This is a genomic window from Pandoraea sputorum, assembly GCF_000814845.2.
Lineage (GTDB): Bacteria > Pseudomonadota > Gammaproteobacteria > Burkholderiales > Burkholderiaceae > Pandoraea > Pandoraea sputorum.
In genome coordinates this window covers 2,534,052-2,550,857 of the sequence record NZ_CP010431.2, presented here as the reverse complement: position 1 = coordinate 2,550,857, position 16,806 = coordinate 2,534,052, and the positions used below count along the sequence as shown (strand labels likewise).

Genomic DNA, 16,806 nt, shown 5'->3' with positions numbered 1-16,806 from the left:
ACGTCATCACGACGGTCCGCCATTTGTTGTACGCGTTCAGGCGTGCGACGAGTGGCGGTCATCACGGCCTACAGCAGGGAGCCTCCATGTCCGAAGCGAAGCCCTGCGGCGATACGGGGGTCGATACCCGCAGCGCCGCCTGCACCGACGTATTGCTCGTCGTCGATACGGTGACGCTGCTCGATCGCGCGGCCGGGACGGAAGGGCCACCGCAGCCCGTCACCGGAGACGCCTACTATGCTCTGGCCCCGAATGCCGACGCCCTAACCGGCGTCAACGGGGCAAAGTGGGTGATCGAGGCGCAACCCGGCAGCCGCCTGAAGCTGCGCTGGACACCGCTCGCCATGCGCGGCGAACACGCGGCGTTACTGCAATTCGAACTCGCCGACGAGACCACATTGGGACGGTCCAGCCTGCACGTCGACAACCACGCCACACGCTTCGCGCCTCAGTCCGCAATGCCCGAAGCACCGGTATCGCGTGAAGCGCCGGATGCCTACTGGGAGACTGAGGTGATCGCCAGCGGGACGGCCGCCGTCAAGGTCGACGCCACGGTGACCGACCGCGACGCCAACATCCTCGGGCGCTTCACGTGGTCGCTGCAAATCGTCGTGCCGTGATGCGTTCGCCTGCCCGCCATCACGCGTCGCGCTAACACTGCTAACTATTCAGAAATCGAATGGCATGCATTTTGATATTTAATTTGTCGATGCCCGATCGGTTCGCTATCTTGTAAGTCTTACCCCGCAGTTTCACCCCCACGAGACCCCGCAGCGCGACTGCGCCTCGCCACACGACACGTTCATTCGGCAGGTTGTGAGGCAGCGCCAGCGAGGCCCCGGGCAGCATAGAGGCGTTCCCAATGACTCACCGCGTTTTCGTCGGCGCCGTCGGTGCCGACGGTAACCCCATCACCCTCGCTGTGCGTGACGGACATTTCATCTACGTCGGCGCGCCCGAGTCGTACACCCCCGACACCACTGGCACTCAGATCATCGATCTTCAGGGCAAGCTCGTGCTGCCCGGTTTCGTCGACGGTCACATCCATCTGGACAAGAGCTTCGTTGGCGATCGCTGGCGGCCGCACCGCCCCGCCGCGACCTTGCGCGAGCGTCTTGCTGCCGAGAAACAAGAAATCGCCGCCGCCGCGCCGATGGCGCAGCGTGCCGACACCCTCATGCGCCAAACGGTGTCGTTCGGCACCGTTGCCATGCGTTGTCATGTGGATGTCGACGCCAGCACCGGCCTCACCCACCTGAACGAAATCCTCGCCATGCGCGAAAAGTGGCGTGAATGGCTGGACATCGAACTCGTGGCCTTCCCTCAAGCCGGGGTAATGACATGCCCAGGCACAGCCGAGGTTCTGGAAGACGCCGTTCGCGCCGGTGTGCAGGTCGTTGGCGGCATCGACCCGACCACGCTCGACGGCGACCCGCACGGGCAACTGAGCGTGATCTTCGGCATCGCGGAGAAGCACGGCACGAAGATCGACATCCATTTGCATGAGCCTGGCGATATCGGTCTCGCGCAGTTGCATCGCATTGCGGCACGCACGCAGGCGGCCGGAATGCAGGGACGTGTGTCCGTCAGCCATGCCTACGGACTGGGCGACATTGGCCCGGAGGAACTCGACACCATCGCACGTGCACTGGCCGACGCCGACGTCTCGATCATGACCAACGCCCCGGGCGACCGTGCCTTCCCCCCGATTCTGCGCTTGCGCGAAGCGGGTGTGCGTGTATTCACGGGCAACGACAACATTCAGGACAGCTGGTGGCCGTACGGCAACGGCGACATGTTGCAACGCGCGATGCTCCTCGGCTATCGCTCGGGTTTCTATACGGACGAAGACCTGCAAGTCGCGCTCGAGATGGCGACGACAGCCGCCGCCGCCGTGATCGGCAAAGCGGACTACGGGCTAAGCGCGGGCAACGAAGCGAGCTTCATTGTCTTCGACGCACCGAACGCGGCCGCCGCTGTGGCCGCCGCACCGGCGGCGCGCGCAGTGATTCGTCACGGACGTTATTGGGGCGGCCCGGCGCAACTCGCGCTGGATCCTGCCCTGCTCAAGGACACAGCAGGGGTCACCCCGACCTGACTGTCATGCGCGCCGCTGCCGCCTGCGCGAGGCGACGGCGTCGCTGACGTTCGTCGCACCGAGGTGAAGCGATCCGAGCGCGCCCCCAAGCGTGGATCGTGACCCAGGAACCCGGCGGCGGACGATGGGGAAAAAACAGAACGACGCAACAGAACGACGCATCGGAATCATCAGGAGCTAACAAGCATGTCGAAGACTACGTATTACGCGCCGCACGGCGGGCATCCGGGCCAAACGGAACTGCTCACCGACCGCGCCATGTTCACCGAAGCGTACGCCGTCATCCCGAAGGGCGTGATGCGCGACATCGTGACCAGCCACCTCCCGTTCTGGGACAACACGCGTCTGTGGGTGCTGGCCCGTCCGCTCTCGGGTTTCGCCGAGACGTTCGCGCAATACATCATGGAAGTGGGCGCAGGCGGTGGTAGCGACAAGCCCGAGCAGGACGACAAGGCCGAAGGCGTGCTGTTCGTCGTGGAAGGCGAAATCACCGTCACGATTCAGGGCAAGGCGAACACGCTCACGCCGGGCGGCTACGCGTTCATCCCGCCTGCGACCGACTGGCAACTGCGCAACAACAGCCAGAGCACGGCGCGCTTTCACTGGATCCGCAAGCACTATCAGGCGGTGGAAGGTCTGCCGTACCCGGAACCGTTCGTGAAGAACGAGCAGGACGTCGAGCCAATCGCGATGCCGGGCACCGACGGTCGCTGGGTGACGACGCGCTTCGTCGACATTCAGGACATGCGCCACGACATGCACGTCAACATCGTGACGTTCCAGCCGGGCGGCGTCATCCCGTTCGCAGAAACGCACGTGATGGAGCACGGTCTGTATGTGCTCGAAGGCAAGGCCGTCTACCGTCTGAATCAGGATTGGGTGGAAGTCGAAGCCGGTGACTTCATGTGGTTGCGTGCGTTCTGCCCGCAGGCCTGCTACGCCGGTGGCCCCGGCCCGTTCCGCTACCTGCTGTACAAGGACGTCAACCGTCACATGAATCTGACGCTGGGCGCTCAGCCGAAGTAAGCGGCATTGAGCCGTAGCTAAAGAGTCGTTAAGCCGCGTGCGTTGCGATCACTTCGACGCACGTGGTTTCGATTCCAGCATCCCGACAAGCACCTTGGCGAGCGCGCCCACCATCGGGTCGGCCGTCGGCCGGTGAAAGATCGCCAGCTCGAACGTGTCGACGACAGGCAACCCTTGCGCACGACCGAGCACCACGTGCCCCTGCAGCACAGCGCGCGGCGGCACCAGACTGATCCCCATGCCATCGGCCACAGCCCCCTGAATGCCGCTCAGACTCGAACTCGTGAAGCTGATGCGCCAGTTGCGCCCCATCGCTTCAAGCGCGTTGATCATATCGTCGCGGTACAGCCCTCGCGTCGGGAACGTCACGAGTGGTACGGGATCGAGACCGAACGACGGATGCTTCGCGCTGTCGATCCACGCCAGCTTTTCCGGACTGCTCGCCACCGACTCGCGACTGTTGCGGCGCTGCTTGACCAGCACGAGATCCAGTTCACCGTGATCGTAACTGCCCAGCAAATCGCGACTCAGGCCACTCGTGACTTCGAGCTTGACCTGCGGATACTGACGATTGAAACGTGCCAGCACCTGCGTCATCGCACCGGTGGCGAAATCCTCGGGCACACCGAGGCGCACCGTCACCGCCACCACCGCGCCCGAAAGCGCTTCGAACATCTGATCGTTGAGTGCAAGCATCTGGCGCGCATAGCCGAGCAACAACTCGCCCGCGTCGGTGGCGTGCACCTCGCGATTGCCCCGGTCGAGCAGCTTATGGCCGACCATGTCCTCCAGGCGCTTCACCTTCTGACTGACGGTGGACTGCGTCGAATGCAGACGCGCGGCCGCCGTCGTGAAGCTGCCGCAATCGGCCACCATGATGATGGAGCGCAAGAGGTCCAGATCGAACAGCGGTCGATTCGATTTCGCACTGCCAGCCATGTCTCGTATTTATTTTTGCGATGAATGGCTGAACTTGTATCACGCGCGACGAACGCCCGGCAACTGGGGTTTTCGGCGGTGCCAGCGCCATGATGGCTACCGGCACCGCGCCGTGCATGTCGCGCCTGGCTAGACGCCCAACGCCCGGCCGTCGCTGCGGGGATCGTGTGCCCCGCTCATCTGCCCTTGCGGGCCGATACGAATCGCGCCGGGATGTCCCGCCAACTGGCTTTGCGGTGGCAGCGGGCTCATCTCGTGCCCTCGCGCGGCAAGCGCGGTGAATACACCCGCACCGGCGTCCTGTTCCAGTTTGAGACTGTCGCGCGAATCCGAGAACGTCTTGCCCAGCAGGAAGCGAGGGCGCTTCAATGCCGTCAATGGATCCATGTCGTAGTCGATGAGACGGGTGAGCACGGCCGCAAGCGTCTGCGGCTGCCCGTCTGCGCCTTGCGTGCCGTAAAGTAATTGCGGACGTCCGTCCTTCAGGTACATGCCCGGATTGAGCGTATGGAACGGACGCTTGCCGCCGCGCAGCACGTTGGGACTCGTCGGGTCCATGCTGAACGACGCCCCCCGGTTGTGCCACAGCACGCCGGTGTCACCCAGCACCACACCGCTGCCCCAGTCGAAGTAGACGGTTTGCAGCATGCTCACGCAATTGCCCTGACTGTCCGCCGCCCCGATGTACACCGTGTCGCCGGTCTTGAAGACGTGCGGCCACGGCATCGCGCGGTCCATGCGAATGCTGCGCGCATGGGCGTCGAGATTCGCACTGGACAGCAGACGATCCACCGGCACGTCGACGAAATCGGGATCGGCCACGTAGCGGTTGCGGTCGACAAACGCGAGCTTCACCGCTTCGACCAGTACGTGATAGTAGTCGGCGCTGCCCTCCGGCATCGACTTCAGATCGAAGCGATTGAGGATGCCCATGATCTCAAGCGTCGTCACGCCTTGTGTCGGCGGACGCAGCCCAAGCAACTCGCCGTCCCGATACGCCACGCGCAATGGCGCTTCCTCACGCGCCTGCGCACGGGACAGATCGCTCGCGCGCAATGGCGAGCCGACCTTCTTCAGACCGGACGCGATGCGTCCGGCGAGATCGCCTTCATAAAATTCGCGTCCGCCGTGGGTGGCGATGCTGTCGAGACTTCGCGCCAGCGCTGGCTGATGAAAGCGCTCACCGGCCTGCGGGATGCGTCCGTTCGGCATGAAAGTGGACGAAAAGCCCTCCCAGCCGGACAACTCGTTGGCCCGGAACATCTGCCAGAAGTGCTGCGACGGCGTCACGGGAAAGCCGTTCGCGGCGTACTCGGTCGCGCGTGAAAAGAGCGACGACCACGATTGCTGACCGCCCCACTGCGCGCGACTCAATTCGAATGCCTTGTCCCAGATGGCGACGGTCGCGGCCGTGGTCAGCGTCGCACCCGGGCCGCGCACAGGAATCGTGCTGCCGTACTCGGGCGTTTGTGCCGCGGCCTGACCGATGCCTGAGAGCGTGCGCACATTGCCGTCACGATCGCTGATGACCATGAAGGCGTCGCCGCCCAGACCGGTGAAATGCGGATACGTCACGCTTAGCACCGCGCCGATGGCAATCGCCGCTTCGATGGCGTTCCCGCCCGCACGCAGCACTTCCAGTCCCGCTTCGCTCGCCAGCTCATGCGGACTGGTCACCATACCGCGCGTCGATTGGGCGAGACGCCCGTCCGGCTTTGCGCTCGTCAGCGCTTTCGTCGTCACCGACGGTGCGGCAGCGACGGCTTCGGCAGCCTCCACGGCCGAGAGCGGCAGGACGGCGCTACCGGCAAGCGCCGCCGTCCCCATCAAAAAATTGCGGCGCGCGTTGATGCTGCTCACATCGCCAGCAGCGGACGGCAGCGGCGTCGATTGCGGTGGTGTCGGAGTATGGCCATCGGCCAGTTTTGGTGCGAACGTCATGCCGTCTCCCTCGGGGATGTCATTGGAAGGCGAAGCGCACCCGACACTGGCAGCGCTTCGCCCGTACATCGTTAAATCGTTAAGTCGTCGGGGGATTGGAGGTCAGACCTCCGCCTTCCAGCCCTTCCAGTTGCGCTGATGCGAGACTTCCGGGGCGGAGTAACGCTCCTTGACCCAGGCGTAGACCGGACCGAGGGCGTTCATCGCCACTGCGGCGGCCAGTGCGGCCAGCGGGTCCTGTGCAACGGGACCGAAGCCGCCGAACAGCGTGGCGAAGTAAGTCGCGAAGCCGAAGAACATGCCCGGGATGAAGTTCAGGCCGGGGAAGAAGCGCGCCAGCGCCATCATCGAGCCGTTGCCTGCGAAGAGGATCACCATCTCCGCGACTACCAGCGTGTTGCCGCTGAACTGCGTCGCGGCCTGTTTGAAGCCCAGCACGATCAGGAACGCGAAGAACGATCCGATCGGTAGCGTCGCCCAGATGCGTTTGAGGTTCACCAGCGTCGGGCCGCCCATCGCGAACGTGGCTGCCCAGCTGATAAAGATGGCCCATGGCGGCAGATGCAACGGCAGCATCGCAATCGGGATGGTGGTGACAGCAAGTAGTGAGGCAACGACTTCCGCAGGCAGCTTCTTCATGATTGTCTCCTTGAGTTTTATAAGAACTTCATTGCGCACAACAACATGAATGCCGGTGAATCTCGCAGCTGTGCTGCGTCACGACCGTGATGCGGCCGCGTTTGATGACCCACAGACGTGGCGGGATATCGAGCAGCGCGTCGGCCACCCGGAACGTATCGAGAATGATCAGATCGGCCTGCTTGCCCACGGCGATGCCGTAGTCGTGCGACAGCCCGATGGCGCGCGCGGCGTTATGCGTGCCCATATCCAGAATCGCCTGCTGATGCTCGGGCACGCCGAATTGCGCCACGTGCGCGAGCAGATTGCCGATCTGCAACATATCGGCCTTGCCGAACGGGGTGAACGCGTTGCGCACGTTGTTCGACGAATACGCGACGTTCACACCCGCGCTATGCAACGCTTTCACTGGGGTCAGCCCACGACGCTGGTTCTGCACATCCTTGCGTCCGCCGAGATACAGATCCGTCGCTGGCAGCGTGACGATGCTGATGCCCGCCAGACGGATTTGTTCGATCACCGGCGCCAGTTCGTCGTTGTCGAGCGCGCCCAGACTCGTCACATGGCCGAGCGACACCCGTCCCTGATAGCCCGTGTCGATGGTCCGCTGCGCGATGTAAGAGATGGCGGCGAAGCGCTGATCGCTGGTGTCGTCGGCGAAGTCCGCATGCATGTCGATGGGCGCATCGAAGCGTTGCGCCAGCTCGAACACGATATCGATGTGGCGCTTCGTGTCTTCCCAGTTCAGCTCGTTGTACGGGCAGCCGCCCACGACATCCGCCCCCATACGCAGCGCGTCGATCATCAGTTCGTAGGTGCCCTTCGACTTGAGAATGCCCTCCTGCGGGAACGCCACGATTTGCAGGTCGAGCAGGCTGTCGTATTCGTCTTTGAGCGTGAGCAGCGTTTCGACACCGATGAGGCCTTGAATCAGGTCGACGTCGGGATGCGCACGCACGGCGACCGTGCCGTTCTTGACCGCCATGTCGAGTACCTGACGCGAGCGGTCGAGCACGTCTTCGCGCTCCTGCTTGCTCTTGAGAATGCCGGTCACGCGAATGGCCTCGTCGAGCGTGCCAAAGCGTGCGGGCAGACGACGGTGCAACAGCGCCTTGTCGAGGTGCAGATGGGCCTCGACAAGGCCGGGAATCGCCGCCCGGCCCTGCGCGTCGATGTGCTCGTCGGCGGTGGCGTCGATGCCCGGCTCTATCGCGGCGATGCGTCCGCCCTTGATAGCGATATCCACGAGCGGCGCGTCGTCGCGTACGCACACGTTGTTGATCAGCAGGTCCACATGCATGGTGCGGGTCTCCTTACGTCACGAAAAGCACTTGCGAATAGCGTCGCAGAGTGAGGTTGATGGACTTGGCCGAAGTGCCAGGAATGTGTCGACGGCCGGGGTGGCAAAGGTTCAAGAGAGGCTTGAACCAAGATTAGAAGAGCGCCCGAATATGGGGCATCGGGATTTGCTGGTTTTCGTCTAAGAATTTCCCTAGACGCGGTGCAGCATTGAGAACGGGGGGAAAAGTGCGGCCGGACAGAGCGCCCGGCGCACGCAAGCACCGACCGAATCAGGCGTCGGTACCGGCGACGATCAGGCCATGTTCGATGGCGTAATGCACAAGCCCCGCCGTCGAGGGAATGTCCATCTTGGAAAGAATGTTCGCCTTGTGTGTGCTGACGGTCTTGGCCGACAACGACAAGCAGCGGGCGATGTCGTTGATGCCATTACCCTCGACCAGCATCTGAAAAATCTGGAATTCGCGCGCGGTCAGGCGCGTGTGCGGTAGTGCCTCGGCCGGTTGCTGCAATTGGCGTACCAGCTTGTCGGCCACCAGCGGCGACACGACCGTCCCCCCACGTGCCACGCGCCGGATGGCGCTCATCAGTTGCTCGGACTCGGCGTTCTTCGTCAGATAGCCCGCTGCGCCAGCGCGAATGGCCTGCACGGCATATTGCGACTCGCGATACATGCTGAGCACCAGAATCGGCAACGACGGATAGCTCGCCTTGATCTGGGCGATGAGCGCGATGCCGCTCTTCCCGGGCATCGACATATCGAGCAACAGCACGTCGACGGTGGTCAGGCGCAGGCGCTTCAGAACATCTTCGCCATCCACCGCCTCGGACACGACGGCCATGTCGGGGGCCATCGAAATGATCTTTTTCAGACCGTCGCGAATGATCGCATGGTCATCGGCAATCATCACACGCATGGCCACCCCGCATCGTGAGAAGCCGGAATCGTCGAGGCGTGCGTTGCGGGCCGTGCCGGAATCCGCACGACGATGCGCGTGCCCTCCCCGGGCGCACTCTCGATATCGAAGGCACCGCCCAGCATCAGCGCCCGCTCGCGCATGCCCATGAGACCAAGTCGTTGGCCGTGTCCAGCACGCAACGGGTCCATGCCTCGCCCGTTGTCACTGATACACACATGGCAGTGACCGTCGCGCAATTCGAGCGTCACGCGGACTTGCGTCGGCTGCCCGTGACGGCTCGCGTTCGTGAGCGACTCCTGCACGATGCGGAAGATAGCTGTGCTGCACTCACTATCGAGACACGTCGTCACCGACTCGGGCATCGCCAGTTCGCACGGCAAGCCGTGACGCTGCGCAAACGATTCCGTGAGCCATTCCAGCGCGGCGTGCAGGCCAAGTTCGTCGAGCACCGCCGGACGCAGGTCGGCCGCAATGCGATGCACGGCGTCGATGGTCTCGTCGACTAGTTCCTTAAGCATCTGTATCTGGGCGGACTGATCTGCGGCAGGCAAATCCGGTTGCGTCTCCAGATAATTCAGACCGAGACGCAGGCCGCCCAGCCACTGGCCGAGTTCGTCATGCAATTCGCGCGACAGGCGCGTGCGTTCGGCTTCGCGTACGGTTTGCAGATACGCGGAGAGCTGACGCAGTTGTGCGCGTGAGTCGAGCAGCGCCATCTCGGAGCGCTTGCGGTCGGTGATATCGCGAGAGATGCCGACGGTGCCGACGATGCGCCCGTGCGCATCGCGCACAGGCATCTTGACGGTGTCGAACCAGCGCGGCGCACCGTCTGCCCCCGGGCGGCTCTCTTCGTAGCGACGACGTACGCCGCTCGCGACGACAGCGCGGTCGGTGGCGAGGTACACACGTCCCCACTCGGAGGACCAGACCTTGTCCGGCGTGCTGCCAATGATGTCAGCCTCGGTGCGCCCGCATGCGGCCATGAAGGCGTCGTTGACGAGGATGTAGCGCGACTCGGTGTCCTTGAGCCACGCCTGATCCGGGATGTTGTTCAGAATCGCCCGGTGCAGTTCGCCATGCGTCTCCACTGCGTCTCCTTGCCGTACCGATGAAATGGCGCAGTGCAGCACAGTCAAAGGCTGGCAAACAAGGCGTGCGCCTTGCCAGAGGCTCGCCATGACGTCGGCACCGGTCCGCAACCAATATAGCCAGACCGGCGCGCACGCGCGCCTCTAGTTTTCCCGCATATTGACATGCTGCGTTGCTTCATGAGTTTTTCTGATGGATGTCGCAGCGTGGCGGAAACGCGAGAGGAACGAAAGAGGAACGACAGGCAGATGTCATCCGCATCAACCGAACAGCGCCTGCGGCCAGCCGACGATCTGCTTGCGGCGCGGCGGCGCATACGTGCGCACCTTGGACGTGCTCAGGCCAAGCCGTACCAGCGACTCGGCGAGTGCGACGGCCGCGGACACGCCATCGACGACCGGCACGCCCGTACGCTCGCGAATCTTCGCGTCAAGTCCGGCCATCCCGCCGCAACCGAGGCAGATGACTTCGGCATGATCGTTGCGCACGGCAATCTCCGCCTGCGCGACAACGGCCTCGATGGCGCGCTGCGGATCGCGCTCCAGTTCCAGCACCGGCATGCCGCTCGCGCGCACCGAGGCACAGCGAGTGTCGAGTCCGGCCAGCTTCAGGCGGTCTTCGATGAGCGGCACCGTACGATCGAGCGTCGTCACGACCGAGTATCGGTGGCCGAGCAACATCGCCATGCTTGCGGCAGCCTCGGTAATGTCGACGACGGGCACGTGCAGCAATTCCTGCAAGCCTTCGCGCCCGTGCTCGCCGTAACCGGCCTGAATCACGGCGTCGTACGGTTCGTCGTAGCTCATCACGCGCTGCATCACGGCAATGGCCGCGAGATAGCTTTCGAAATTGCCTTCGACGGATTCCGCACCGAAGTGCGGCGTGAGCCCGACGATTTCCGTGCCCGGCGACGCGCTCGCACGTGCATGGTGCGCGATGGCGTCGGTTATCGCGGCCGTCGTGTTGACGTTCACGACAAGAATCTTCATAAACACTCCAGAAGGGATTTGAAGGGATGCAGCGGTGAAACTCGCCTGTGCGGGCAGCGCCGCACAGGCGGGGGGATCAGTGTGCGGCGCTGTCGACGGCGAAGTGCTCGCCCGAGCAATCTTCGAATGCGCGGCGACGGTCCGAGATCGCGTAGTACACGCCACCGGCAATGCCTGCACCTAGCAGCCAGGAGAACGGCGTGAGTGCGCTGAACGCCGGCACGAGCGCTGCCGTCACCGCGACGAGGGCCGACGGCACCAGCGCGATCACAGCCTTCGGGTTCACGCCACGCACATAGTGGTAAGTGCCCTCGCGCATTTCGCTGTACAAGTGCGGCACGTTCACGCACGTCTTGCGAAGCAGCCAGTAGTCCACGGTGATGATGCCGTAGAGCGGTCCGAGCAACGCACCGAGACCGGACAGGAAATATACGATCACGATGGGGCTGTTGTAGAGATTCCACGGCAGGATGACGACGGCAATCGTGGCACTGATGAGACCTGCGCGACGGAACGTCAGCCGATGCGGCGCAAGGCTCGTGAGCACGAACGCCGGAGCGACGAAGTTCGCCATGATGTTGACGGCGACCGTCACGACGAGAAACGCGAGACAGCCGAGCACGAGGAACGTCTTGTCGGGAATCGTGGCGATGATCTCGGTCGGGCTGTGGATGATCTGACCGTTCAGACTGAATTGCGCGCCGGCGAGCACGAAGCTGATCACCGCAAAGATCAGGATATTGACGGGCAGTCCCCAAAAGTTGCCGGTGCGAATCACCTTACGGCTCGGCGAAGCGCGTGTGAAATCGCAGAAGTTGAGCACCAACGTGCCGTAGATGGCGAGCCACAACGCGCCGCCCGCGAAGACCTTCGTCCACATGGCGATGCCCGTGAGCGGCGTGCCGACCGACACGGCGATGTGGCCCCCGGCGCGGTGATACATCCACACCGCAAGACTCGTGACGGTGACGAGAATGATCGGCCCGGCGAACGCTTCATACTTGCGCACCATCTCCATGCCGTACGCGAGAATCGCGAGTTGCACGAGCCAGATTGCGACGAAACTCAGCCAGCCTAGCGTCGATAGACCGAGCACGCTGTTGTGATCGAAAGCGTTCACCGCAGGCCACACCGCCACGAGCAACACGCGCAGCACGACCGAGGCAAGATACGTCTGAATACCGAACCACGCAATCGCGATGACTGCACGCACGATGGCGGGAATCTGCGCGCCGTAAACACCGAAGCTCATGCGGCTGACGACTGGGAACGGCACGCCGGTCTTCTGGCCCATGTAGCCCGTCAGGTTCATGAAAACGTAGACGAGCGCCGCGCCGATGCCGAGCGACGCAAGCATCTGCCAGCCGGTCAGACCCAGTGCGAAGAGTCCGATAGCGAAGGAGTAGTTGGCGATGTTGTGCACATCGTTGGTCCACAGCGCGAAGATGCTGTAGCGGCCCCAGCGCCGCCCTTCGGACTTTGTCGGCGCCAGATCGGCGTTATGCAGCCGTGGGCTGAGCCCATGCGCGGCGTGATGCGCGTGAGTTTGGGCATGGGACTGCCCGGTCGTGGGCATGCCGCCCAGGACCTCGTTCGAAACGTCCAATTGCATCCGCATTGTCTCCTTGATTGAAGCAAGGACGACCTGACCGTTCGGTCTGACCGCTTATTGGCGCGGTCTATGCATCGCCCTTGCTGAATGCGTGTTGGTGCAATGGAGTATGGGTGGGACGTTTTGAATTGGGAAATTAAATGTTTGGTTGAGTGGTATTCGAAAAATGGATGAAGTCGTCATGCAGAGCATGTCGACGACCGAACCTTGGCGCACGTTGGTATAGGATTCGTCCATGCGTTCACGACTGTCTTCAGGAGGTGTTCTTGCTCCCGCAAAGTATCGAAGTCCTGGCCGACGCCATGCGCACAGCGCTTACCCCAGCGTTCCTGCTCGCTGGAACCGCCGGTTTCATCAACGTGTTCACCACCCGACTCGGGCGTGTTGCCGACCGGGTCAACGAGATCGACGACATCGTCGCGGAACGCCGCGATGAGCAGGCGTCACGTGCACCGCAGCTCGCCTACCTGCGTCGCAGAACATTGGCACTCGAATGCGCCGTCGGGCTGGCAGTGGTCGCCGCCATTTGCACGTGCCTCGCGATTCTCGGCCTGTTGGGCGGCGCAGTCCGGGACGAATTCAATCAACGCGACATTGTCTGGCTCTTCGTCGGTGCCGTATTCGCACTGGTTGCCGCGCTGCTCGCTTATGCCATCGAACTGATGTTCTCCGGCATCAGCATGCTCCGGCAGATGAAAGCTTCGCACAGGAAGACGGCAAAACGCTCTGTGCGCAAACGCTGAGCGCAACCGCTCGCCGCGTTCAAGCATATCCGTTCGTCACCCATCGTAACCACGAAACAGGCCGCACAAACGGAACACGTCTTCGGTGTAAGGCAGGTGCTTGACCTTGCAATAGCGGCTCGCGAGTTTCATCAACTCCTTGATATCGCGCCCGCTGGCTTTCGGATAACGCGCGGCCAACGTTTCGATCAGCCCGTCGTCGAGATGCGCGCCCACCTGCTCTGCCTGCATGCGCCAGAGCTTGCGTGCGTCTGCCGCCGACGGCACCTCGTAGTGAATCGTCGCGATACAGCGCGAGAGAATGGCGTCGTCCACGTCGCCGATGCGGTTCGTCGTCATGAACAGCAAACCATGGAAGTACTCCAGCGAGCGTAGAAACTCAGCGACGATGGCGTTGTGCTCCAGATCGTTGTCGCGACGCCGGATATACACGTCGGCCTCGTCGAGCAACAGGATCGCGTTCCAGCGCATGGCGCGTCGCAAGATGCTCATGAGCGTCGCGCCCACGGACGCCGCCGTCGTGCCCAACTGCCCCGAGTGCACGCGGTACAGCGGCTTGCCAACCACTTCCGAATAGATCTCTGCGGTCAGCGTCTTGCCGAGGCCCGGTGCGCCCTGACACAGGATCGTCGCGCCCCCCGATTTGCCCGGGACGAAGTCCGGCATCATCACGTCCATATTCGACGTCAGGATGTCGATGAGATCGTGATGATGTGCGGGCAACACCAACTTGTCGCGCAGACTCGGCTGATATTCGTACTCGGTCATGTTCTGCACGTGGACCCAGAGATTGCGGTGCCAGTCGAGATGGAACACGTGCACGTAGCAGTGCAGCGGAATCGTCTCGAACGCCTGCCCGATCTCGGCGTTGCGCCAGAAGTCGGCATCGCACGCCATCTCGAAGTTGCGCTCCAGCCGCTCCTCGTCGTTGACGCATTTGGCCGTCACGCCGTCGCCCACGCGAATCAGTTCCGTCACGCCCTTCGGGTCAACGGAGAACGCAGCGCGGCTCAGCACGAACTGCGCACCGAACGCGCGTTGCACGCGCAGGAAGCGTTGCGCGTGCTGTTCGTATTCGGTCTTGAACTCCGCGCATTCCTTGTAGAAACCGAACTCCGCGAGCAATTCGGGAATGGTGCGATTCGCAATGTCGTCACGTGTGAAGACTAGCGACGTCGTCATACCCGAGCGTCGCGGGCGATGCTCCGTCGGACTCAGGTTCGCCGACTGCATGGTGTTCGCCAGCATGTCGACGACGACGTACGGCGAGCCCTGATCCGGTTCGACGTAGCGCAAGCGTCGCACCAGCCAGGGCAGCAACGCGCCATCTCGATGACGCTGATACAGCCAGCCGTCGATGACGTCGCGTGCGAGGTAAGCGACCAGCCCCGGCACGAGTTTGTCCAGACTGGGAATCACGCGCGCTTGCGGCGCGTTGTAGACGTTATCGAGTGCGAGCATCTGGAACATCAGCGCGCGCTCATTCTGCGACTTACTCAGCACGTAGAGCGTGTTGAGCGACTTCGCGTCGAACCATTCGCTGGAGACCAGCATATTGCCGCGACACACGCCGTAAGCCGTCAGTTGTTTGCCCAGCGGCGACTCGGTGCCGATCAGTTGCATCAGCGGATGAATCAGTGATTCGGGAATTTCGAAATCCATGGACGGCACTCCCCGTATGGCGTGTCGGTTCAGGCGAGGAAGAAGTCGATGGCACGCGCCACGACGCCCGGCTCGATAATGTGCAGCCCGTCGAATTCGACGTATTGCACATCGTAGCCCGCCGCTTTTAGCTTGTTTGCGTTTTGACGTCCGCTCGTGGCGATCGGTAGTTGCTCGTCGATCAGCCCGTGGGCGATGAACACTCTCGGCAGCCCTTCCTGCACGAAGATCGACATGAAACCGCCAGAGAATGCGATGACGTGGCTAGCAATGTCGCCGTTCGTCACGCCAATCGACAGCGCGTAGCTCGCGCCGTCGGAAAAGCCCGCGAAGGCAACCCGCTGCGCATCGATGCGATAGCGCACGGCGACCTTCCGCAGCGCCGCTTGCAGACGCTCCAGATCGGGACCGTTGCCACCGATCACAATGTCCCACGTTGGGAAAGTCGAATGCGGGGCGAGCACGAGAAACTTGTGCCGATCCGCGTGCGGCTCGATGAACGGCAACACCTTCTCCGGGAATCCGCCCGCGCCGTGAAACATCACGAACAGCGGCACCGGTTTGTCAGTGGGCAGATCGGCGGGAACGTATAGGACTACGTCGCGTGCCTCGCTCAGGCCCAACGAATGGCGACCGGGGGCAAACGGATCAGGCAGAGGGTCGGAAGATGGCGGCAAAACAGAGGCCGAAGCAGAAGCCGAAGCTGGCGCGCTCGGGGCGCTGGACGCGATGACGTCCGGTGGCATGCGTCCGAACAAGGAAGGGTCGAACATGGCGCGGTGATTGTCCCGTAATCGTTGATGTTATTGATATATTGTATATCACACTCCTGTTCGATTACGTCGGTTATTTGCCCCGTTGTCGACTTCTGTGCGGCTTATCCGGCCATGTAGGTGGATAATCCGGCCACGAGCGCGTCGAATGCGACTTTGCATCGCGGATTGGCGCGCAAGTCTTCGTGCATCGTGACCCACGTCTGTAGCCGGAATCGGAAGGCGCTCGGTAACAGGCGCACCAGTCGCGGGTCGCGTCTGGCCAACGGCACCTGACACCCGCCTATTCCGTATCCGGCGCGAATCATCGCCAGTTGCGCCAGATCGCTGTCGGCCCGGAACGCGAACGTCTCCCGCGCCCACATGGGCACGCCGCGCGTCGCCTCGCGCAGGAACGGCGTCAACTTGTCGAATCCGATCACCGTGTGATGCGCGAGGTCGGCCAGCGAAGTCGGTGCACCGTAGCGGGCGACATAGTCGTCGCGCGCGTGCAGGCCGACGTCGATGACGCCTATGCGGCGGGCGATCAGCGCGTCCTGCTGCGGCGGCGCCATGCGCACCGCAATGTCCACTTCTCGATGCAACAAATCCTGAATGCGGTTCGTCGGCACCAGCTCGATGGTCAGATCCGGATGCGCGCGACGCAACGCCGCCAGGATCGGCGGCAAGACTTCCACCCCAACGACTTCGCTCGCCGAAATTCGCACCACGCCGTTTACCCCGTCCCCGTGACTCGCTGCGGCACGTTCGAAGGCCAGCGCCGTGTGCTGCATCGCCTGCGCGTGCGACCGTAGCGACTGCGCCGCATCCGTCGGCAGCAAGCCCGTTTGCGAGCGCGTGAAGAGCGTCTGCCCGAGCGCTTGCTCCAACGCGGCAATGTGTCGTCCCGCTGTCGGTTGTGTGATGCCCAGCGCACGCGCTGCGCCCGAGAGCGAGCCCTCCGTCAGCACGGCGAGGAACGTTCGGTAAAGGTCCCAACTGAGATTTGACGTCATACAAAAATGTATAGCTGGTCGATGGTTTTCGGTAATTTTATTCCAATCGCCTCGCGCGGAGAATGGCATCACCGACAACGA

15 protein-coding genes are annotated in these 16,806 nt (G+C 62.8%); 4 read left to right on the top strand and 11 right to left on the bottom strand.

Annotation, left to right across the window (positions count from 1 at the left end; genetic code table 11):
• Positions 1–86: 86 nt before the first annotated feature.
• The 3 genes from NA29_RS11255 to NA29_RS11240 all read left to right on the top strand — a co-directional run bounded on the left by NA29_RS11255 (position 87) and on the right by NA29_RS11240 (position 3,124).
• Entirely contained in the window at positions 87–620 is a 534-nt protein-coding gene (locus NA29_RS11255) for an AidA/PixA family protein (protein ID WP_039398207.1), read from the top strand.
• A 242-nt stretch (positions 621–862) separates the two neighbouring features.
• Entirely contained in the window at positions 863–2,098 is a 1,236-nt protein-coding gene (locus NA29_RS11245; RefSeq protein ID WP_039398203.1) for an amidohydrolase family protein, read from the top strand.
• Between the two features lie 186 nt (positions 2,099–2,284).
• Positions 2,285–3,124, top strand: coding sequence for a bifunctional allantoicase/(S)-ureidoglycine aminohydrolase (locus NA29_RS11240; protein WP_039398200.1), 840 nt, complete (start codon positions 2,285–2,287; stop codon positions 3,122–3,124).
• A gap of 48 nt (positions 3,125–3,172) precedes the next feature.
• Here NA29_RS11240 and NA29_RS11235 read toward each other — a convergent pair whose 3' ends face one another.
• From NA29_RS11235 to NA29_RS11200, 8 genes are all read right to left on the bottom strand, one after another.
• Positions 3,173–4,063 (bottom strand): LysR substrate-binding domain-containing protein, encoded by an 891-nt coding sequence (locus tag NA29_RS11235; protein ID WP_039398198.1) that lies wholly within the window; start codon positions 4,061–4,063, stop codon positions 3,173–3,175.
• Positions 4,064–4,192: 129 nt separating this feature from the next.
• The gene (locus NA29_RS11230) at positions 4,193–5,890 is read right to left on the bottom strand and encodes a gamma-glutamyltransferase family protein (protein ID WP_174555927.1); all 1,698 of its coding nucleotides are present in this window, start codon (positions 5,888–5,890) and stop codon (positions 4,193–4,195) included.
• Positions 5,891–6,106: 216 nt separating this feature from the next.
• The gene (locus tag NA29_RS11225) at positions 6,107–6,643 is read right to left on the bottom strand and encodes a DUF1097 domain-containing protein (RefSeq protein WP_039398196.1); all 537 of its coding nucleotides are present in this window, start codon (positions 6,641–6,643) and stop codon (positions 6,107–6,109) included.
• 28 nt (positions 6,644–6,671) lie between these two features.
• Positions 6,672–7,943 carry an amidohydrolase family protein gene (locus NA29_RS11220; RefSeq protein WP_052252843.1) on the bottom strand — a complete coding sequence of 424 codons (1,272 nt, stop codon included), beginning with the start codon at positions 7,941–7,943 and terminating at the stop codon, positions 6,672–6,674.
• Between the two features lie 271 nt (positions 7,944–8,214).
• On the bottom strand, positions 8,215–8,859 hold the full coding sequence (locus NA29_RS11215; protein ID WP_039398194.1) for a response regulator: 645 nt from the start codon (positions 8,857–8,859) through the stop codon (positions 8,215–8,217).
• A complete protein-coding gene (locus tag NA29_RS11210) occupies positions 8,850–9,950 on the bottom strand; it encodes a PAS domain-containing sensor histidine kinase (RefSeq protein WP_052252842.1) in 1,101 nt (366 codons plus the stop codon). The genes NA29_RS11215 and NA29_RS11210 overlap by 10 nt, the downstream gene beginning before the upstream one ends.
• A gap of 261 nt (positions 9,951–10,211) precedes the next feature.
• Positions 10,212–10,940, bottom strand: a complete 729-nt coding sequence (locus tag NA29_RS11205; protein WP_039398191.1) for an aspartate/glutamate racemase family protein — start codon at positions 10,938–10,940, stop codon at positions 10,212–10,214.
• Positions 10,941–11,016: 76 nt separating this feature from the next.
• Positions 11,017–12,516, bottom strand: a complete 1,500-nt coding sequence (locus tag NA29_RS11200; protein WP_052253247.1) for an NCS1 family nucleobase:cation symporter-1 — start codon at positions 12,514–12,516, stop codon at positions 11,017–11,019.
• A 302-nt stretch (positions 12,517–12,818) separates the two neighbouring features.
• On the opposite strand from NA29_RS11200, the gene NA29_RS11195 reads away from it, so the two are divergent.
• The gene (locus tag NA29_RS11195) at positions 12,819–13,295 is read left to right on the top strand and encodes a DUF2721 domain-containing protein (protein WP_197701876.1); all 477 of its coding nucleotides are present in this window, start codon (positions 12,819–12,821) and stop codon (positions 13,293–13,295) included.
• A gap of 36 nt (positions 13,296–13,331) precedes the next feature.
• Here NA29_RS11195 and NA29_RS11190 read toward each other — a convergent pair whose 3' ends face one another.
• The 3 genes from NA29_RS11190 to NA29_RS11180 form a co-directional block, all read right to left on the bottom strand.
• Positions 13,332–14,957, bottom strand: coding sequence for an AAA family ATPase (locus tag NA29_RS11190; protein ID WP_039398188.1), 1,626 nt, complete (start codon positions 14,955–14,957; stop codon positions 13,332–13,334).
• Between the two features lie 29 nt (positions 14,958–14,986).
• On the bottom strand, positions 14,987–15,730 hold the full coding sequence (locus NA29_RS11185) for an alpha/beta hydrolase (protein WP_231965154.1): 744 nt from the start codon (positions 15,728–15,730) through the stop codon (positions 14,987–14,989).
• 104 nt (positions 15,731–15,834) lie between these two features.
• Positions 15,835–16,725 carry a LysR family transcriptional regulator gene (locus NA29_RS11180; RefSeq protein ID WP_039398186.1) on the bottom strand — a complete coding sequence of 297 codons (891 nt, stop codon included), beginning with the start codon at positions 16,723–16,725 and terminating at the stop codon, positions 15,835–15,837.
• Positions 16,726–16,806 lie beyond the last annotated feature (81 nt).